The following is a 19499-nucleotide window of genomic DNA, read 5'->3' on the forward strand; positions in this document are numbered from 1 at the left end:
TCATGCAATCCAATACAACGATTCATACCAATACCGACGACGCCGGCAAGCTGGTTCTGCGTGCAGCACTGGCAATTATTTTGTTATTCCATGGCTACGCCAAGCTTACCGGCGGCATTGGCTTCGTCGGCGACATGCTAGCCAAGGCCGGCGCCCCGGCGGCGCTCGGCTACCTGGTTTATGTGGGCGAGGTGCTTGCACCGCTGATGATCCTCGCCGGCGTATTGACCCGTCCTGCGGCACTGGTGGTTGCGATCAATATGGTGGTGGCAGTCTTGCTTGTGCATACCGGCCAGTTCTTCACTATGAATGACACGGGCGGCTGGGCGCTTGAATTGCAGGGCATGTTTTTTATCGCTGCGATCACGGTTGCACTTCTTGGAGCTGGGCGCTACAGCGTGAGCGGCGTGAATGGCCGCTACAATTAAGTACGGTTGATCAGTCACTTTTCGCTATCGCAGCCACTCGCAAAAAGGACACAACCATGGCATTTCCGACGACGATGAAGGCGGCAGTGTTGCATGCCTCCGGTGGACCGGAGGCACTGACGATTGAAGACCGGCCCGTTCCAGTGCCGCAGCCGGGCGAGCTGCTGATTCGTGTTGCGGCGTTCGGCCTGAACCGCTCGGAATTATTGACACGGCAGGGTCATTCGCCGAACATTCGTTTTCCCCGCATCCTCGGAATAGAAGCCGTCGGTACGGTCGCCGCGGCGCCGGGCGGCGCGCTCGCGCGAGGACAGAAGGTCGCGACAGTGATGGGCGGCATGGGTCGCGTCTTCGATGGCAGCTATGCGCAGTACACGTGCGTTCCAGCGCACCAGGTCCGTTCAGTGCGCACTGACCTGCCTTGGGAAAAACTCGGCGCTCTCCCGGAGATGCTTCAGACCGCGTGGGGGGCATTGCTCCGTGGACTGCGCCTCCAGCGTGGGAGCGGCTGCTGATCCGAGGAGGCACTACGTCGATCGGATTTGCGGCGGCGGCCATTGCGCGGGCGCACGGCGCGCAGGTCGGTGCCACCTCGCGACAATCGTCCAGCGCGGCGCTCATTCGGGCGAGCGGCGCCGACAAGGTGCTGGAACTGGTGGGTACTGCGACGCTGGCGGACTCTCTCGCCGCGGTGCGCGAACCGGGGCTCGTCTGCATGGCCGGCATGGTCGGCGACCGCTGGTCGTTTGCGGAAATCGCGCCGATGGATGTCATCCCGACGGGCGTGTCGCTGACTACCTATTCAGGTGGCGTCGCCGATTTCCTTGCGATGCCGCTGCAAGAGCTTATCGATCGGGTAGCGGACGGCCGGCTGCCGGTAGCAGCCGCCCGTGTTTTCAGGCTAGACGGCATTGTCGAAGCGCATCGCTTGATGGAGTCGAATCAGGCCGGCGGCAAGATAGTTGTCCTCTGCTGAACGATTGCGACGCATCAAGTTATCCTCAATACAGCACGACCGAACGGATTGATTCACCACTCTTGATCAGGTCGAAACCTTCGTTGATACGCTCAAGCGGCAGACGGTGGGTGATCAGGTCGTCTATGTTGAGCTTGCCTTCCATGTACCAGTCGACAATTTTCGGCACATCGGTGCGACCACGGGCGCCGCCGAAGGCCGAACCGCGCCACTCGCGGCCAGTGACAAGCTGGAACGGACGGGTCGAGATTTCCTCGCCGGCAGCGGCGACGCCGATGATGAACGATTTGCCCCAGCCCTTGTGGGTACACTCGAGCGCTTCGCGCATGGTTGTCGTGTTGCCGATGCATTCGAACGAGTAGTCGGCGCCGCCGTCAGTGATCTGTACGATGGCGTCGACGACATTCTCTACTTCCTTCGGATTAACGAAGTGCGTCATGCCGAATTTGCGCGCCATCTGCTGGCGGGCCGGATTGATGTCGACGCCGATGATCTTGTCGGCGCCGACCATCCTGGCCGCCTGAATGACGTTCAGTCCGATGCCGCCAAGACCGAATACCACCACGTTGGCGCCGGCCTCGACCTTGGCCGAGAACAGTACCGCGCCGACGCCAGTGGTCACGCCGCAACCGATGTAGCATACCTTGTCGAACGGTGCGTCCTCGCGGATTTTGGCCAGCGCGATTTCCGGCACCACGATGTAGTTGGAGAACGTTGACGTTCCCATGTAATGGAAAAGCGGCTTGCCGTGTAGCGAAAACCGGCTGGTGGCGTCCGGCATCAGGCCGCGGCCTTGCGTGCTGCGGATTTTCTGGCACAGATTCGTTTTCTGCGAGAGGCAATATTTGCACTCACGGCATTCCGGTGTGTACAAGGGAATCACGTGGTCATCTTTCTTCAAGGTCTTCACGCCCGGGCCGGCGTCGACAACGATGCCAGCTCCCTCGTGGCCCAAAATTGCCGGAAAAATGCCTTCTGGGTCGGCACCCGACAGCGTGTAATAATCGGTGTGGCAAATTCCGGTGGCCTTGAGTTCGATGAGGACCTCGCCCTCGCGCGGGCCCTGCAGATCGACTTCTTCGATCGTTAATGGCTTGCCAGCCTGCCATGCAACAGCTGCTTTGGTTTTCATATTTTCCTTGCTATGAACTGGAGTGAATTGCAGGTCGCAATTATGCCGAGATGCGTGTTGGGCTTGTCGAGGTCCACCCATGAATGGCAGGAATTCGTGGCACAATGACTGGAATTTCAGCGTCCTGCAAGGTAAAAGCGTCTCCTCATGAACAGCACGGCGTTAACTACCACAACTACCCTCGACATGATTGTGTACCCGGGATTCAAAGCACTGGAGGCGATCGGTCCAATGTCGGTATTCGAGTATGCCAACTTGCATCTGCAGCGGCGTAACCGGCCTCCCGGCTATGACGTGCGCATTGCATCCATCCATCTGGGCCGGGTGCCGTCCGACACGCTGATGTCCCTCGAGGCAACCAAGGTATTGAGCACGCTGTCGTTGCCAGATGGCGCCATCATCGTCGGCTCCCGGCATATACAGGCCGCACTGGCGGACGGCGCCGCCATTGTCGACTGGGTAGCACAAGTGAGTCCACGCATCACTCGCCTGGCCGCGCTGTGTTCCGGCGCGTTTTTCCTTGCCGCCGCTGGTGTCCTTGATGGTAAGCGCGCCACCACGCATTGGAGCGTCGCAGACCGCTTGCAAGCCGACTTTCCCTCAGTGTTGGTCGATGCGGACGCGATTTTCCTGCGCGCCGATAACCTGTGGACGTCGGCCGGCGTCACCGCCGGCATCGACCTGGCATTGGCCATGGTCGAGGAGGACTTCGGCCGCGACCTGGCGCTGGAGGTAGCGACAGAAATGGTGGTGTACTTGAAGCGCCCGGGCGGACAGTCGCAATTTAGCGCACACTTGCTGAGCGAGCGAACGGCGCGGCCAAATATTCGCGAACTGCAGAACTGGATATTGGAAAACCTGCACGAACGATTCACCGTGGCGCAGTTGGCGGAGAAGGCTTTGATGAGTGAACGTCACTTCGCGCGGACGTTCCAGCAGGAGGTGGGACTGAGCACCCACGAGTTCATCGAAGGGTGTCGCTTCGAGCGGGCCACGCAGTTGCTGGCGGATCTGGCGTTGTCACTGAAGACCGTTGCCGCGCGCGCATGCTTCAGCGATGAGGCCCACATGCGGCGGGTTTTCCTGAAAAAGCTGGGCATCCCACCGAGGATGTATCGGGAGCGCTTTGCCACCACCGGCGTCGGGGCTGCCGCGCGCGACGATTGAACGTGGTGTGGGAGACCTTTTCCACGGTATTCGCGTGTTTTCACCCCGACTGAGAATGAGTATGACCCGAGCGACGCCGCCTCGGGCGGCGGTGAGACCATGTTGGATTATTTGGCAAGTCCGAGCTGTTTGGTGAAGTCCTGGGCATCCCAGAACAGCCACTCGTGGTCCATGCTGCCGTTCGTCCAATGCCCGATTGTCGCCATCGTAATGGCAAAACGCTGGCCCGTTGGCTGGATGAACTTTCCTTCGCCGATCGGCATCGGCTTGGTGAACGTGCCGGTCATGATCCCGGTCGTTGTCGTCCACGAGCCCGAGCCGAAACGGATCGGATGCTTCTTGATCGCGATGTCCGGAGCGTAGACAAACATGTCCTTGAGATCGGCAATATGCTTTTCGATACCCTTGGTTTCGTGTCCGTCCGGCCACGTCACGATGATGTCTTTTGCGTGGCTTTCGGCCAGGCGGTCCCATTTCTGATTCGAGAATACCTCGAAATCGAGGGTGTCGAACGTCTTCAAGTGACGTTCGACACTGGGCGCTTGTTTCTCGTAGGCGGGTGGTGGGAACTTCGGCGCTTCGACCACTGAGGGCTCGGCCGCATGGGCAGCGAAGCCCGCGGCGAGCAAGGTGAAGAAGACGGCAGGGCGGATGGCGTTGATCATGGTGTCTTTCGGTTGGAGGCCGCCGAGTTGGCTGCCATTGAGCCGACTTTACATGTTTCATCTTCGCGCATAAACTGTAATTTCTTGAATTGTTTGTTCCGATATTTGGCATAGTCTCGCCACCGTTGTGAGGCTGTCGAATAGCGCTCGACCAAAAGCGTCGCCACGGTCGCCGCGCCTACCTACGAACTAGGCGGGGCTGCCCGTTCCGCCGTCGGCGAACCGATCGAAGATGAGGCGCCGCAACCATTGATTGGCCGGCTCCTTATTGAATCGCGCGTGCCAGAAGATGTTGATGCTCACTTCCGGCAGCGATAAGGGATGGGTGACGTATTTCAAGCCGAACGGCTTCACGCAGGCCATTGCGTAACGTTCCGGCACGGTCGCGATCATCGAACTGGCCGACAGGATATGTCCGACCGCGACGAAGTGCGGCACGGTCAGGGATACCCGGCGGTTGATGCCCAGCCGTTCGATCGTCTGGTCGACAATCGCGTGCCCCGTCCCGCCCGACACCACCACGACGTGCTCCGCGCGCTCGAACTCTTCGACCGAGATGCTCGCCTTGTCGAGCTCATGACCTTTCCGAAACATGCACACGTAGCGCTGCCGGAACAGTTTGCGTTGGAAGTAGCCCGATTTGAGCTGCGGCAGCAAGCCGATCGCCATGTCGATATGCCCCGCTTCCATCTCGTCCTGCAGATTCACGGCGGTGTTGCGCACAGTGCTGACGGTCACGTCGGGCGCCTGCTCGCGCAAGGCAGCCATCAGCGCCGGAAGGAAGTAGACCTCGCCAATATCGGTCATGCCGATCTTGAATTTCCGATCGCTGGTGATGGGGTCGAAGCGCACACCCTCGTTGAGCGAATCGAAGATGGTCGATAGTGCGTAGCCGATCGGCTCGCCGAGCTGCGCCGCGTATGGAGTTGGCGCCATGCCTTTCGCCGTGCGCACGAACAATTCGTCCCCGAGTACAACCCTGAGCCGTTTTAACGCATTGCTGACACCGGGCTGAGTCATCCCCAGCGTCTCGGCAACCTTGGAAACTCTGCGCTCGGCGAGTAGCTGATGAAACACCAGCAAAAGGTTCAGATCGAGATTTTTCAGGTCCATGGCTACATTAGTATTGCTGTTGGTGATGTATGACATTCGTGAAATGCTATTTATTTATATTACCTGAATTCCTATACTCGAACCACTTTCTCCTCACGCAGTGGACGCCGTCATGGAAATCCTCGTACAACCTTTGAACCGCAAGCTTCACGCGGAGCCGGGGGCCAATCTGCTGGCCACCCTGCGCGAACATCAGGTGCCGATTTCCTACAGCTGCACGGCCGGCCGTTGCGGCACTTGCCGCTGCAAAGTGATCAAGGGCGAGGTGTTGGAAACCGGGCGCGAATCGAAAATTACGCATCCGGACGACGAAGGCTATGTGCTCGCCTGCATGAGCGTTCTTACCGGCGACTGCGTGATCGAAGTGCCGGAAACGGACGAAGTCGTCACCCATCCAGCCCGCATCATCAAGGCCACCGTTACGGCCATCGAAACACTGACCCACGACATCCGCCGGCTGCGGCTGAAGCCAGCCAAGCCACTGGAGTTTTCGCCCGGGCAGTACGCCAGCCTGCAGTTCACGTCCGACCATATCCGCCCATATTCGATGGCTAATGTGCCCGGCAGCGATGAACTGGAATTTCACGTGCGCCTCGTGCCGGGCGGCCGCGTGACCGGTTATATCGACGCGCAGCTGAAGCTGGGCGATGCGGTGCGCGTCAGCGGCCCGCTCGGCACAGCCTACCTGCGCGCGAAGCACACCGGCCCGATGTTGTGCGTGGCCGGCGGTACAGGCCTCGCGCCGGTGCTGTCGATTGTGCGCGGCGCGCTCGGCGCAGGCATGGACAACCCGATTCACGTGTACTTCGGTGTGCGCAGCCCGCAAGACGTGTACGGCCTCGAATGGCTCACCGACCTGCAGCAGCGCCACGCGAATCTGCACGTGCATGTCGTCATCAGCTCCGGCAATAGCGATCCGCTGCTGCGCTCCGGCCTCGTGACGGACGCCTTCAACGCCGACTGGGACGACCTGACCGGATGGCGCGCCTATCTGTGCGGCGCGCCGCCGATGTTGGAGTCCGCCGCCATGCTCGTCAAGAAAAAGGGCGTGCCGGCGCTGAACGTCCACGCCGACGCGTTCTACCCCAGCGGTATTTAACAAGACAGGAGACAAACGATGACCACCACTGCCCGCCAGGAGTTCTACCAGCGGATCGACCAGCAGCACATGACGCCCTTGTGGGAAGTCCTCGGCGCGCTGGTGCCGAAAGCCCCGACTTCGCCGCTGCAAGCGGCTCTGTGGCGCTACGCCGACGTGCGCGACCACGTGATGGAGGCGGGGCGCCTGATCACCGCGGCCGAAGCGGAACGCCGCGTGCTCATTTTGGAGAACCCCGCCTTGCGCGGCAATTCGTCGATTACCCAGTCGCTTTACGCCGGCCTGCAGTTGATCATGCCAGGCGAAGTCGCGCCGGCTCACCGCCATGCGCAATCCGCGCTGCGCCTGGTGCTGGACGGAGAAGGGGCGTACACCGCGGTCGATGGCGAGCGCACGACGATGCGGCGCGGCGATTTCATCATCACGCCGGCCTGGACGTGGCACGATCACGGCAACCTGGGCGACCAGCCGGTGGTCTGGCTCGATGGCCTCGACATCCCGACCGTGCGTTTCTTCGATGCCGGGTTCGCCGAGCACGGCGCGGCCGCCACGCAGGAAACCGCGCGCCCTGAAGGCGACGCGCTGGCCCGTTACGGTAACAACATGCTGCCAGTCGATTTTCACCAGACCCCATCGCAGCCGACCAAGGTGTTCGTCTACCCGTTCAGCAAAACGCGCGAGTCGCTGATGGGCATTGCCCGCGGCGCCATCGATGCTCACTTCGGCCACAAGCTGCGCTATGTGAATCCGGCCACCGGCGCGTCGCCGATGCCCACCATCGGCGCTTTTGCCCAGTACCTGCCGGCCGGCGTCGAGACGAGGCAGTACCGCGCCACCGATAGCACCGTCTACGTGTGCCTGGAGGGCGGCGGCAGCGCGGAAATCGGCGGCGTCAGCGTCGATTTTGCCCTCAACGATGTATTCGTGGTGCCGTCCTGGCATCCGCTGCGTTTGCGCGCGGCGAGCGACTGCATCCTTTTCAGCTTTTCGGACCGGCCGATGCAGCAGGTGCTCGGCCTGTGGCGCGAAGAAAAAATGGCTTAACCTAATGGAGACCAAGATGAAATACGCAGTCCCCCCAGCACCCGTCTACACGCTCGCCGTCGCCGGCAGCGACGAGCTATTCCCCGTCAACCGCATATTCTGCGTCGGCCGCAATTACGCCGCCCACGCCCGCGAGATGGGGCGCGATCCGGACCGCGAAGCGCCGTTCTTCTTCATGAAGCCGGCCAGCGCGGCGGTTGCGGTCGACAACGCCGAAGTGACGATTCCCTATCCTCCGAAGACGTCGAACTTCCACTTCGAGGTCGAGCTGGTCGTGGCCATCACCAAAGGCGGCAAGAACATCCCGGTCGAACAGGCGCTCGAGCACGTCTATGGCTACGCGGTCGGCCTCGACATGACACGCCGCGACGTGCAACTCGAGGCGCGCGACAAAGGCCGGCCTTGGGAATTCGGCAAATCGTTTTCGCAGTCGGCGCCGATCGGCCCGATCCATCCGGCCAGCGCAGTCGGTCATCTTTGCGACGCCACGATCGCGTTGACTGTCAACGGCGAGCACCGCCAGTCGTCGAACATCTCGAAGCTGATCTGGTCGGTGGCCGAATCGATCGCCTACCTGTCAGAGTATGAAACGCTGGAACCGGGCGACATCATCATGACCGGCACGCCGGAAGGCGTCAACGCCGTGGTTCCGGGCGACGTCATGCACGGCTCGGTGGACGGCCTGACCGCCATCACCGTGCGCGTGGGGAGCTGACATGGCCGCCGTGTTCCCGATCAAGCCGGTCTGGGACCAGCCAGGGTCCAGCCGCATTCCGTTCTGGGCGTACACCGACGAAGCGCTGTACAAGCGCGAACTCGAGCGCCTGTTCTACCACGGCCACTGGTGCTACGTCGGCCTGGAAGCGGAAATTCCCAACCCGGGCGACTACAAGCGCTCGGTCATCGGCGAGCGTTCGGTCATCCTGACGCGCGCCGCCGACGGCAGCATCAACGTGGTGGAAAACGTCTGTGCGCACCGCGGCATGCAGTTCTGCCGCGAGCGCCATGGCAACAAGACCGAGTTCGTCTGCCCCTACCACCAGTGGACCTACACCCTGACCGGCGACCTGCAGGGCGTGCCGTTCCGGCGCGGCGTCAAACAGGACGGCAAGATCAACGGCGGCATGCCGAAGGAATTCAACACCGCCGATCATGGCCTGACCAAGCTGAAGGTCGCTACCCGCGGCGGCGTGGTGTTCGCGTCGTTCGACCATGACATCGAGTCGCTCGAGGATTTTCTCGGGCCCGACATGACGGCGTACTTCGACCGCCTGTTCAACGGCCGCAAGCTCACTATCCTCGGCTACAACCGCCAGCGCATTCCGGGCAACTGGAAGCTGATGCAGGAGAACATCAAGGACCCTTACCATCCGGGCTTGCTGCATACCTGGTTCGTCACGTACGGCCTGTGGCGCGCGGATAACAAGTCGGAACTGAAGATGGATGCGCAGTACCGCCACGCGGCGATGATCTCGACGCGGGGACAGCAGGCAGCCACCAAGGAAGTTACCGCCGGTGTGACGTCCTTCAAGGCAGGCATGGAAATCAACGACAAGCGCCTGCTCGACATCGTGCCGGAGCCGTGGTGGAACGGCCCGACGGCCGTGATGATGACGGTGTTCCCAAGCGTGATCTTCCAGCAGCAGGTCAACAGCGTCTCGACCCGCCACATCCAGCCCGACGGTGCCGGTTCGTTCGACTTCGTGTGGACCCATTTCGGCTTCGAAGACGACACGCCGGAAATGACCGAGCGCCGGCTGATCCAGGCCAACCTGTTCGGGCCAGCTGGTTTCGTCTCGGCCGACGACGGCGAGGTCATCGAGCTGTCGCAGATGGGCTTCGAACAGAAACCGTTCCATCGCACCCTCGCTGAGCTGGGCGGCTACGGCGTCGAAAACACCGACCACATGGTCACCGAGACGCTGATCCGCGGGATGTACAACTACTGGCGAAAGGTGATGGAGGTATGAACACGCTCGATTTCGATACCTGGATGGCGCTCAACAGGCTGTACGCCGATTACGCGGCGGCGGTCGATTCAAACGACTGGGACAAGTGGATCTCGCTGTTCGTCGAGGACTGCGACTACCGCGTCCAGCCGCGCGAGAACCACGAACGCGGCCTGCCGCTCGCCACGCTGGCCCTGATCAGCGGCGGCATGCTGCGCGACCGCGCCTACGGCATCAAGGAGACCTTGTTCCACGATCCGTACTACCAGCGCCACGTCACCGGCGTGCCTTTGGTGGAGTCAGTGGTCGACGGCATCATCGTCGCCCAGGCCAATTACGCGGTGTTTCGCACCAAGTTGAGCCAGGAGACGACGGTGTTCAACGTGGGCCGCTACCTGGACCGCATCCGCATCACCGCCGATGGCCTGCGCTTCGAGCAGCGCCACTGCATCTACGACAGCGAGATGATCCCGAACTCGCTGATTTACCCAATCTGAGGAGAACACCATGGCAGAAAACTGGACCGACGTCAGCGCCCTGGCCGATGTGCCGGACGACGACGTCGCCGCGGTGACGGTCGGCGGCGCCGAGCTGGCGCTGTACGGCGTCGACGGCACCGTCTTCGCGACCGATAACGTCTGCACGCATGGACACGCGCGCCTGTGCGACGGCTTCCTCGATGGTCACGAGATCGAGTGCCCGCTGCACCAGGGGAAATTCGACATCCGCAACGGCCACGCAACGTGCCAGCCGGCCACCGACCCTTTGCGCATCTTCCCCGTCAAGATCGAAAACGGACGTGTGTTCGTCGATCTCGGCTAACTCTTTTACCCACCAGGAGACATTCATGCATAACAACTACAAAATCCTCTGCGCCGCGCTGCTGATCGCCGGCGTCACCTCCCAAGCCAGCGCCCAGGTACGGATCGGCCTGTCCGGCCCGCTGTCCGGTCCTGTCGCCGTGGTCGGCCAGGACCAGGTCGATGGTTTCATGCTCGCGCTCGAGCAAGGCGGCGGCAAGCTCGGCGGCCAGGCCGTCACAATCTTCAAGGAAGACGACCAGCTCAAGCCGGAAGTGGGTAACCAGGTCGTGCGAAAATTCATCGAAAAGGACATGGTCCACGCGATCGTCGGCCTGGGCTTTTCGAATGTGCTGATGGCGACCCTGAAGCCACTGGTCGACTCCGGTACGGTGGCGCTCGCCACCAATGCCGGCCCGTCGCCGCTGGCCGGTGCGTCGTGCGCCCCCAACGTGTTTTCGGTGGCATGGCAAAACGATGGCGCCGCCGAGAGCATGGGCAAGTACATGCAGGAGAAGGGCATCAAGCGCGTCTACCTGATGGCGCCGAATTACTAGGCCGGCAAAGACATGCTGATCGGCTTCAAGCGCTTCTTCAAAGGCGAGATCGTCGACGAGGTCTACACCCAGGTGGGCCAGTCGGACTACTCGGCCGAAATTTCGCAGCTGCAGGCGGCCAAGCCGGATGCGGTGTTCGCCTTCTACCCGGGCGGCATGGGCGTGAACTACATCCGCCAACTGAGCCAGGCAGGTCTGCTTAAATCGATCCCCAACTATTCCGTATTTACCGTCGACGCGACCACCATGCCGGCGCTGCGCGATGCCGCCACCGGAACCATCTCGGGCGCCATGTGGGATATCGCCATCGACAACCCGGAAAACAAGCAGTTCATTGAAGCGTTCCGCGCCAATTACAAGCGCCTGCCAAGCGAGTATGCAGCCGCTGCATACGATGCCGCCCGCCTGCTCGATGTGGCTATCCGCCGCACCGGGGCGAACTACGGCGACAAGAAGGCTTTGGCTGCGGCGGTCAAGGCCGCGGGGCAGGATTTCAAGTCGGTGCGGGGTCCGTTCCGCTTCAATAAGAACAACATGCCGATCCAGAACTACTACGCCTTCCAGGTCGCCAGCGTCGGCGCCGCGCCGGTCATCAAGCTGCTGGGCACACCGCTGGCCAATCACGCGGATGCCTATCAATCCAAGTGCTCGATGCAGTAAAGCCAGGTAGCGGAGATCCCCATGAGTATCAGTCTCATCCTGACGCAGCTGCTAAATGGCCTGCAATTCGGCGTCCTGCTGTTCCTGCTGGCCGCCGGACTCACGCTGGTGTTCGGCATCATGAGTTTCGTGAACCTGGCGCACGGCTCGCTCTACATGCTGGGCGCCTACTTTGCCGCCACCGCCTACCAGCACACCGACTCCTTTGCGCTGGCGGTGGTGGCAGCGGTCGCCGGCTGTGTGCTGTTGGGGGTGATACTCGAGCGAACCGCGATTGCGCGCCTGTACGGGCGCGATCACCTCGACCATGTGCTGGCCACGTTCGGGCTGGTGCTGTTCTTTAACGAGATGGCCCGCATCATCTGGGGTCCGCAGCCGTACTTCCTGCCGCTGCCGGCTTTCCTCGAAAGCACCGTCGACCTGTTCGGCATCAGCTACCCGAGCTATCGCTTCGCCATCATCGTGGTCGGACTGGTGGTGGCGGTAGGCGCGCACCTGCTGATGCACAAGACGCGGCTCGGCATGCTGATCCGCGCCGGCGCGTCGAACCCGGCGATGGTGTCCGCGCTCGGCGTCGACATCAAGCTGCTCAACTCGGTGCTGTTCGCGCTGGGCGCGGCGCTGGCCGGCCTTGCCGGCGTCATGGCCGGCCCGATCATGTCGATCCAGACCGGCATGGGTGAGCCGGTGCTGATCACCGCGCTGGTGGTCATCGTCATCGGCGGCATCGGTTCGGTCAGCGGCGCGCTGTATGCGTCGCTGATCGTCGGCGTCGCCGACACCCTCGGCCGCGCCTTCCTGCCTACGCTGCTGCGCGAAATCGCCAGCCGCGACGTCGCCAATGCGGCCGGCCCGGCGCTGGCGTCGATGCTTATCTACTTGCTGATGGCCGTCGTGCTGGCCGTGCGTCCGCAAGGCCTGTTTCCCGCCGGGAGGACATGATGTCGTCATTTGAAACACTCCGCAGGCCGGGCAATGTTGTCCCGCTGCTGCTCTTGCTGCTGCTCGCGCTGGTGCCGTTTGTCGCCGGCGCTACCGGGCAGACGTTTTATATCGCGTTTTTTGCCCGCATTATCATCTACGCCATCGCCGCCACCGCGTTGAACCTGGCGCTCGGTTTCGGCGGCCTGGTGAGCCTCGGGCACGCGCTGTTCCTCGGGCTGGGCGCCTACAGCGTGGCCATTCCTGCCTTTCACGGCATCGGCAACGGCTGGATCCACCTGGCCGTGTGCATCGTTTCATGCGGCCTGGTGGGCTTGCTGACCGGCGCCGTGAGCCTGCGCACGACCGGCATCGGCTTCATCATGATCACGCTCGCGTTCGCGCAAATGGGCTACTTCGTGTTCGTCAGCCTGAAGCAGTATGGCGGTGACGATGGCACCCCGGTGGCTGCGCCGAGCGAATTTTTCGGGGTCAGCCTCGGCCAGACGGTGCCGCTGTACTGGGTGGCGCTGGCGGTGCTGTGCCTGGTGATCTGGTGGGGCGCGCACCTGCGCGCGTCGCCGTTCGGCATGGTGCTGCGCGGCGCCCGCCAGAATGCGCGCCGGATCAACGCGATCGGCTTTCGCAGCACGCGCTACCAGCTGGCCGCGTATGTGATGTCGGCCATCTTGTGCGGCATTGCCGGCATGCTGCTGGCGAACCTGACGGCCTTCGCTTCACCGGCGACGCTGAGCTGGATCGTCTCCGGCGACCTGATCGTCATGATCGTGCTGGGCGGCCTGGGCACGGTGTTCGGGCCCTTGCTCGGCGCGCTCGCCTTCATCGGCGCCGAGGAAGTGCTGAAAGGTTTCACCGAATCGTGGCCGGCCGTGTTCGGGTTCGCCATCTTCCTGATCGCGCTGCTGCGCACTGCCGGCCTTGCCGGCCTGCTCGAGAAAATCAGCCATCGCCGCCGCGCCCACGCCGATGAGGTGAAGGTCGACGCCGTGGGAGAACACGCATGAGCATGCTGCGAACGGAATCTCTGGTCAAGCGCTTCGGCGGCATCCTGGTCAGCGACGCGATCTCGATCGACATCGTGCCGGGCGAACTGCACGCCATCATTGGCCCGAACGGCGCCGGCAAGACCACGCTGATCAACCAGCTGTCCGGCGAGATGGCGTCGAATTCGGGCCGCGTGTGGTTCGACGGCGCCGACGTGACGGCGCTGCCGATTCACGAGCGGGCGCGGCGCGGCCTGCTGCGCTCGTACCAGATCACGTCGATCTTCGAGGATTTCACGGTGCGCGAAAACGCCGTGCTGTCGGCGGTCGGCGCGCGCGAGCATGGCTGGCGCTTCCTGCAGCCGATGCTGGGCCGCTCGGGACCGGCCAAATCGGCGCAGGACGCGCTGGTGGCCTGCGGACTGGCGGCGCGCGCGGACGTGCCGGCGGCCGACCTGGCGTACGGCGAGCGGCGCCAGCTCGAGATGGCGATGGCGCTCGCAGCGCAACCCAAGTTCCTGCTGCTCGACGAGCCGATGGCCGGCATGAGCGTGCAGGAGTCGGCCGCCGTGGTGGCGATGCTGACGCGCCTGAAGGGCACTTATACGATCCTGCTGATCGAACACGACATGCAAGCGGTATTCGCGCTGGCCGACCGCATCACGGTGCTGGTCTACGGCAAGGTGATGTTTACCGGTACGCCCGACGAAATCCGCAACCATCCGGAGGTACGCGCGGTGTACCTGGGCGAACAAGAGGACTGAGATGACCACGCTACTCGAAATGAAAAATGTCCAGGCCGCCTACGGCCACGCGCAGGCGCTGTTCGGCATGGGCTTCGACGTCAGGGCGGGGGAAGTGGTGACACTGCTCGGCCGCAATGGCATGGGCCGTTCGACCACGATCAAGTGCCTGTTCGGCATGCTGCCGGTGAAGTCCGGCGCCATCACCTTCGGCGGCAAGTCGCTGACGTCGATGTCGTCGCACGGCATCGCCCGGCTTGGCCTGGGGCTGGTGCCCGAGGGGCGCCAGGTGTTCCCGACCTTATCGGTCGAGGAGAACCTGATTGCCACCGCGCGCGCGCCGCGCCACGGCCAGGCCAGCCTGCAGCCATGGGACCTCGAGCGGGTGTATCGGTTCTTCCCGCGCCTGAAGGAGCGGCGCGGCAACCATGGCTGGCAGCTGTCCGGCGGCGAGCAGCAGATGCTGGCGATCGGCCGCGCACTGATGACCAACCCGCGACTGCTGGTGCTCGACGAGGCGACCGAGGGGCTGGCGCCGCTCATCCGCGCCGAGATATGGGCCGTGCTGGCAAAACTGAAGCAGGAAGGGCTGGCGCAGATCGTCATCGACAAGAACGTCGGGGCGCTGCTGAAACTGGCCGACCGTCACTTCGTGATGGAAAAGGGCAGGGTGGTGTGGCAGGGTGATTCGGCCCAGCTTCGCAACGAGCCCGCCATCGTTCAACAATATATGGGGGTTTCATGAGCACTGCAAAACTGGTACTGCACAACTACTTCCGCAGTTCGTCGGCGTACCGGGTGCGCATCGCGCTGCATCTGAAGGGGCTGCCGTTCGAATACGCATCGGTGCAGCTGAACCGCAATGGCGGCGAGCAGTTCAATCCGGCCAACAGCGAGCGCAATCCGCAGCAGCTGGTGCCGGTACTGAGCGATGGCGACATCGATATCAGCCAGTCGCTGGCGATCATCGAATACCTCGACGAGACCTACCCGGCGGTGCCGCTGCTGCCGTCCGCGCCGCGCGAGCGCGCCAAGGTGCGTCAGCTCTCGCTGGCGATGGCGTGCGACATTCATCCGCTGAACAATCTGCGCGTCCTGAAATATTTGACCGGCCCGCTTGGCGCGGACGATGCGGCGAAGGCAGCCTGGATCGATCATTGGCACGTCACCGGATTGACGGCGCTGGAGACCGAGCTGGCGCGCGACACGCAACGCGGCCGATTCTGCGTGGGCGATACGCCGACCATGGCCGACTGCTGCCTGGTGCCGCAGTTGTTTGCCGCCAGCCGCTTCGGGCTGGACCTCGCGCCGTTCCCGACCTTGCGCGCGATCGACGCGGCATGCCAGGAACTGCCCGAATTTCAGCTGGCCCATCCGGCCCGACAACCCGATAGCGAATAGCCCCGCGTAGTTCCTTGAAGTAAAACAAAACTGGAGACATCGTAATGAAAAAAGTAGTTCTCGCCGCCACCCTGGCACTCATCGGCGGCGCCACCGCAAGTTCGGCGATCGCGCAAAGCCAGGTCACTATCTACGGCGTTGTCGACAGCGGGCTGGTCTACACGACAAATACCAATGCGGCCGGCGACTCGATGGTCAAGATGCCTGGATTGACAGGTAGCGTACCCTCGCGCCTGGGCTTTCGCGGCACCGAAGACCTTGGCAACGGGCTGCAGGCGATCTTCGTCCTCGAAGGCGGCCTGAATCTCGACACCGGCACCATGGGACAGGGTAACCGTTTGTTCGGCCGCCAGGCGAACGTCGGGTTGAAGGGCGGGTTCGGCACGCTGACGCTGGGACGCCAGATCAACATGACGTTCCTGTCGGCGCTCAAATCGGACGTGATGGGGCCGAACCTGTTCAGCATGTCGAGCATCGACTTGTACATTCCGAATGCGCGCAGCGATAACGCCATAGGCTACCTCGGCAATTTCTCCGCGTTCACTGTCGGGGCGACGTATAGCCTGGGCCGCGACGCCTCCGCCGCCGGTGGCCCATCGGCGACGAACTGTGCCGGCGAGGTCGCCGGCAACTCCAAAGCATGCCGTCAAGTGACCGCTTTGCTGGGCTACGACAACAAGGCCTGGGGCGTGACGACTTCGTACGACATCATGTACGGCAATGCCGGCGCTGCTGGCGGCCTGACCACCAGCGAGTCGCGCGATCGCCGCACGACGCTCAACGGCTACGCAATGGTTGGCGCCACGAAGATTGGCGCTGGCGTGATGGCGCGCAAAAAGACTGCGGCGACGCCGGCCAACGATCTGAAGACGGACCTGTATTACATCGGCGCTAGTTATCCGCTAACGCCAGCCTTGCAGCTCGATGGCCAAGTGGCGCGACATGACGTCGACGGCAGCGCCAACGATTCGACCTTGTCGGTCTTGCGTCTCACCTACAGCCTGTCGAAGCGGACCGCTGTGTACAGCTCTCTTGGACACATGAAGAACAACGGGTCGGCCGCGATCGCACTCGACGTCGGCGGAACGGTCGGCGCTGGCATCAACCAGTCGGGCCTGTCGGCCGGCTTGCGTCACTCGTTCTGATCGGCTGATCAGGCAAGGCGCCGGCATTTTTTTTGGCAAAGGGAAAGTTCAAATGAGCATGTCAAGCACGGATGCCCACGGCACCAGCGTCGTCGCGCATGATGTTCACGTCGACCATCGTGAGCATTATGAACGCTGGATGCTCAACGCTATTCAGGCCCACGCGAGCTTTGCCTGATTCTTGGCCACCGATGTTATCCGACCAGTTGGTTCTGGCTTGCGCTTTCTCGTGGTTGTACGTTTCGACAGTGAAGCGGGCGCGCAGGCATGGCTGGCGTCGGATACGCGGGCCGGATTGCTGATTGAAGCAATGCCTTGGCTGCTTAGCGAAGAGCGCTATCATGTTCATGCGGGCTCTGATTTTTGGTTTACGCCACCCGGTCCTGGTCCGGTGCCGAGGCGGTGGAAGCAATGGATGCTGTCCACCGCTGCGGTATTCCCTTTGACGGTCGTGATGCCTCTGCTGGTCGACGCGATAGCCGATCCGTTGGCGCCCGGGATGCCCGACCTGCTGCTCAAGGGGCTCATCGCGACGTCGATTTCTGGGGTGATGGTGTATTCGCTGATGCCAGCGCTGATCCGGCTGGCCGGACGCTGGCTCACCAAGTAGCAACCGTTTGCATCCGGTCGCCTGGTTTGTCCAACAACGTCGGTGCGGCAGCGCATTGACGTCCATAGCGACCGTCGTCAACCAATAGAATGCCTCGCACCTGTCGCACATTGAGACTATCGGGTTGCATGTTGACAATGTCAAGGTGCGACTGCGCAGCAACGTCGTCTTACGGCACATCGATCACCCCCTTATAAATCAGCTACTTGCCCGCTTGTTTCGGTCCAGTTGCGAATGGCATACCTCTTGCATTGCAGAAGGTGCAGCAACAGCGTGCGCGATAGACGCACACCATTCGAAAATTGGACGGAGACGAGATGAAAAAGACATACCCCGAGAGCGGCGAACTCGAACGCGGTGACCGTATCAACCAGCTTGAACAGGCCATGATGCGCGGCCAGATTGACCGGCGCAATTTCATGAAGTTCGCGGCAGCGCTTGGACTTTCTGCTGCCTCTGCCACCGCGATGGCACAAAAGGCGTCCGCAATAGACGCCAACCAGTCGGCGCTGGCCAGCAATCTGCTAACCCAGTACGACTACATCGTATGCGGCGCTGGCTCATCGGGCTGCGTCGTGGCCAGTCGCTTGTCGGAGAATCCCGACGTGAAGGTGCTGCTGATCGAGGCAGGTGGAAGCGACCAGGTGGCCAGCATCCAGGATCCCGGCATCTGGTTCACCAACCTTGGAACGGAGCGCGAATGGGGCGACAAGTCGCTGCCGCAACGCCACCTGAATAACCGCCAGCTCTCGCTGGCGATGGGCAAGGCGGTCGGGGGCGGCAGCAGCATCAACGTGATGGCCTACGTTCGGGGCCACAAGAACGATTTCGAGTATTGGGCTACAGAAGCGGGTGACCCGTCGTGGAATTGCCAGCACGTACTGGCCATCTACAAGCGCATCGAAAACTGGCAGGGTGCGCCCGATCCCTGCTACCGCGGACGAGGCGGCAATGTGTGGGTGCAGCCGGCGCACAATCCCAATCCGATCGCGCCGGCCATGATGAAAGCGGCAGCTTCGGTGGGAATTCCGTCCTTCGCCGATCACAATGGCGCCATGATGGAAGGCCCCGGTGGCTGCTCTATCGCCAATACGAGCATCAAGGACGGTCGCCGGCTGAATATGGCGGCGCACTATCTGCACCCGGTCATGGATCGGCCAAACCTGACGGTGCTGACCCAGGCCGAAGTGCAGAAAGTCACGCTGGCCGGCAAGCGGGCTACCGGCGTTGAATTTCTCTGGCAAGGCAAGCTGCGCAAGATTGGCGCCGCCAAAGAAGTGGTTTTGTCGACCGGCGCCCTGAATTCGCCGAAGCTGTTGATGCTGTCGGGGATAGGCGACGAGGCGTCGCTCAAGCGCGCGGGCATTCGCGCGGTCCACCATTTGCCCGGCGTCGGCCAGAATTTCATGGATCACATCCTGCTCGGCGGATGCATCTGGGAATACAACACCCCGCAAGCGCCGCGCAACAATTTTGCCGAGGCGACGTTTTTCTGGAAGAGCGACAGCCGCCTCGATACGCCGGACTTGCAACCGTTCCAAATTGAAATCCCCTACACGAGCGAGGTCACCGGCAAGCAGTTTGCCATTCCACCGGCGGCGTGGTCAATTGCGCCCGGACTGGTTCGTCCCGCAAGCCGCGGCTTTGTCGCGCTGCAGTCATCGGATCCGCGCGACCGCCTGAAGATTCAGGCCAACTTCCTCAGCGAGCCGGCCGACATGCGCGCGCGGGTTCGCGCGGTGGAGCTGTGCAGGGAGATTGGCAATGCACCCGAAATGCGCGAATTCGCCAAGCGGGAAGTAATGCCGGGCCCGCTGAAAGGCAAGGAGATGGAGAACTTCATTCGCAACGCCGCGATGACGTACTGGCATCAGACGGGCACTTGCAAAATGGGCCGCGACCGGATGGCTGTCGTCGACAACAAGCTGCGCGTGCGCGGTATCACCGGGCTGCGGGTTGCCGATGGCTCCGTCATGCCGCGCGTGACGACAGGTAATACGATGGCGCCCTGCATGATCATCGGCGAGCGGATGGCGGAAATCCTGAAGCACGCTTAAGGCTGACATATCCAGCGACATCAACAGA

22 protein-coding genes and 1 pseudogene are annotated in these 19499 nt (G+C 62.3%); 20 read left to right on the forward strand and 3 right to left on the reverse strand.

Annotated features, from left to right (window positions below; all coding sequences use genetic code 11):
- Positions 1-2: 2 nt before the first annotated feature.
- From ACP7DD_RS00905 to ACP7DD_RS00915, 3 genes are read left to right on the forward strand one after another with little or no spacing between them, the layout of a single operon-like run.
- On the forward strand, positions 3-428 hold the full coding sequence (locus tag ACP7DD_RS00905; protein WP_426172798.1) for a DoxX family protein: 426 nt from the start codon (positions 3-5) through the stop codon (positions 426-428).
- A 56-nt stretch (positions 429-484) separates the two neighbouring features.
- Positions 485-943, forward strand: coding sequence for an alcohol dehydrogenase catalytic domain-containing protein (locus tag ACP7DD_RS00910; RefSeq protein WP_426172799.1), 459 nt, complete (start codon positions 485-487; stop codon positions 941-943).
- The gene (locus ACP7DD_RS00915; RefSeq protein WP_426172801.1) at positions 892-1404 is read left to right on the forward strand and encodes a zinc-binding dehydrogenase; all 513 of its coding nucleotides are present in this window, start codon (positions 892-894) and stop codon (positions 1402-1404) included. Before ACP7DD_RS00910 ends, ACP7DD_RS00915 begins: the two co-directional genes overlap by 52 nt.
- 25 nt (positions 1405-1429) lie before the next feature.
- Here the strand turns inward: ACP7DD_RS00915 and ACP7DD_RS00920 are convergent, their stop codons facing one another.
- Positions 1430-2536: an S-(hydroxymethyl)glutathione dehydrogenase/class III alcohol dehydrogenase gene (locus tag ACP7DD_RS00920; RefSeq protein ID WP_426172802.1), complete on the reverse strand. Its 1107-nt coding sequence runs from the start codon at positions 2534-2536 to the stop codon at positions 1430-1432.
- A gap of 147 nt (positions 2537-2683) precedes the next feature.
- On the opposite strand from ACP7DD_RS00920, the gene ACP7DD_RS00925 reads away from it, so the two are divergent.
- Positions 2684-3703 (forward strand): GlxA family transcriptional regulator, encoded by a 1020-nt coding sequence (locus tag ACP7DD_RS00925; protein WP_426172803.1) that lies wholly within the window; start codon positions 2684-2686, stop codon positions 3701-3703.
- 107 nt (positions 3704-3810) lie between these two features.
- Here ACP7DD_RS00925 and ACP7DD_RS00930 read toward each other — a convergent pair whose 3' ends face one another.
- Positions 3811-4368: an ester cyclase gene (locus tag ACP7DD_RS00930; RefSeq protein WP_426172804.1), complete on the reverse strand. Its 558-nt coding sequence runs from the start codon at positions 4366-4368 to the stop codon at positions 3811-3813.
- 189 nt (positions 4369-4557) lie between these two features.
- Positions 4558-5481 (reverse strand): LysR family transcriptional regulator, encoded by a 924-nt coding sequence (locus ACP7DD_RS00935; RefSeq protein WP_426172805.1) that lies wholly within the window; start codon positions 5479-5481, stop codon positions 4558-4560.
- 112 nt (positions 5482-5593) lie between these two features.
- Between ACP7DD_RS00935 and ACP7DD_RS00940 the strand changes: the two genes are divergently transcribed.
- The 16 genes and pseudogenes from ACP7DD_RS00940 (at position 5594) to ACP7DD_RS01015 (ending at position 19471) form a co-directional block, all read left to right on the forward strand.
- Positions 5594-6580: an FAD-binding oxidoreductase gene (locus ACP7DD_RS00940; protein WP_426172806.1), complete on the forward strand. Its 987-nt coding sequence runs from the start codon at positions 5594-5596 to the stop codon at positions 6578-6580.
- A gap of 18 nt (positions 6581-6598) precedes the next feature.
- Positions 6599-7624 (forward strand): gentisate 1,2-dioxygenase, encoded by a 1026-nt coding sequence (gene gtdA / locus ACP7DD_RS00945; RefSeq protein WP_426172807.1) that lies wholly within the window; start codon positions 6599-6601, stop codon positions 7622-7624.
- 16 nt (positions 7625-7640) lie between these two features.
- Complete coding sequence (locus tag ACP7DD_RS00950; RefSeq protein ID WP_426172808.1) at positions 7641-8339, forward strand: fumarylacetoacetate hydrolase family protein; 699 nt, start codon at positions 7641-7643, stop codon at positions 8337-8339.
- A 1-nt stretch (position 8340) separates the two neighbouring features.
- Positions 8341-9594 carry an aromatic ring-hydroxylating dioxygenase subunit alpha gene (locus tag ACP7DD_RS00955; protein WP_426172809.1) on the forward strand — a complete coding sequence of 418 codons (1254 nt, stop codon included), beginning with the start codon at positions 8341-8343 and terminating at the stop codon, positions 9592-9594.
- Positions 9591-10070, forward strand: coding sequence for an aromatic-ring-hydroxylating dioxygenase subunit beta (locus ACP7DD_RS00960; RefSeq protein WP_426172810.1), 480 nt, complete (start codon positions 9591-9593; stop codon positions 10068-10070). The genes ACP7DD_RS00955 and ACP7DD_RS00960 overlap by 4 nt, the downstream gene beginning before the upstream one ends.
- 10 nt (positions 10071-10080) lie before the next feature.
- On the forward strand, positions 10081-10395 hold the full coding sequence (locus tag ACP7DD_RS00965; protein WP_426172811.1) for a non-heme iron oxygenase ferredoxin subunit: 315 nt from the start codon (positions 10081-10083) through the stop codon (positions 10393-10395).
- Between the two features lie 25 nt (positions 10396-10420).
- Positions 10421-11590, forward strand: a pseudogene (locus ACP7DD_RS00970) (ABC transporter substrate-binding protein).
- Between the two features lie 21 nt (positions 11591-11611).
- Entirely contained in the window at positions 11612-12532 is a 921-nt protein-coding gene (locus ACP7DD_RS00975) for a branched-chain amino acid ABC transporter permease (protein ID WP_426172812.1), read from the forward strand.
- Positions 12532-13536: a branched-chain amino acid ABC transporter permease gene (locus ACP7DD_RS00980; protein ID WP_426172813.1), complete on the forward strand. Its 1005-nt coding sequence runs from the start codon at positions 12532-12534 to the stop codon at positions 13534-13536. Before ACP7DD_RS00975 ends, ACP7DD_RS00980 begins: the two co-directional genes overlap by 1 nt.
- On the forward strand, positions 13533-14279 hold the full coding sequence (locus tag ACP7DD_RS00985; protein ID WP_426172814.1) for an ABC transporter ATP-binding protein: 747 nt from the start codon (positions 13533-13535) through the stop codon (positions 14277-14279). The genes ACP7DD_RS00980 and ACP7DD_RS00985 overlap by 4 nt, the downstream gene beginning before the upstream one ends.
- A 1-nt stretch (position 14280) precedes the next feature.
- Positions 14281-15003 carry an ABC transporter ATP-binding protein gene (locus ACP7DD_RS00990; RefSeq protein WP_426172815.1) on the forward strand — a complete coding sequence of 241 codons (723 nt, stop codon included), beginning with the start codon at positions 14281-14283 and terminating at the stop codon, positions 15001-15003.
- Positions 15000-15659, forward strand: a complete 660-nt coding sequence (maiA, locus tag ACP7DD_RS00995; protein WP_426172816.1) for a maleylacetoacetate isomerase — start codon at positions 15000-15002, stop codon at positions 15657-15659. Before ACP7DD_RS00990 ends, maiA begins: the two co-directional genes overlap by 4 nt.
- A gap of 44 nt (positions 15660-15703) precedes the next feature.
- On the forward strand, positions 15704-16804 hold the full coding sequence (locus tag ACP7DD_RS01000) for a porin (protein ID WP_426172817.1): 1101 nt from the start codon (positions 15704-15706) through the stop codon (positions 16802-16804).
- Between the two features lie 52 nt (positions 16805-16856).
- Positions 16857-16982, forward strand: a complete 126-nt coding sequence (locus tag ACP7DD_RS01005; protein WP_426172818.1) for a hypothetical protein — start codon at positions 16857-16859, stop codon at positions 16980-16982.
- Between the two features lie 39 nt (positions 16983-17021).
- Entirely contained in the window at positions 17022-17414 is a 393-nt protein-coding gene (locus ACP7DD_RS01010) for a hypothetical protein (RefSeq protein ID WP_426172819.1), read from the forward strand.
- Positions 17415-17731: 317 nt separating this feature from the next.
- Positions 17732-19471, forward strand: a complete 1740-nt coding sequence (locus tag ACP7DD_RS01015; RefSeq protein WP_426172820.1) for a GMC family oxidoreductase — start codon at positions 17732-17734, stop codon at positions 19469-19471.
- The last annotated feature ends 28 nt before the right edge of the window (positions 19472-19499 follow it).

It is taken from the genome of Massilia sp. TWR1-2-2 (assembly GCF_049897565.1).
GTDB lineage: Bacteria > Pseudomonadota > Gammaproteobacteria > Burkholderiales > Burkholderiaceae_D > JAFCUW01.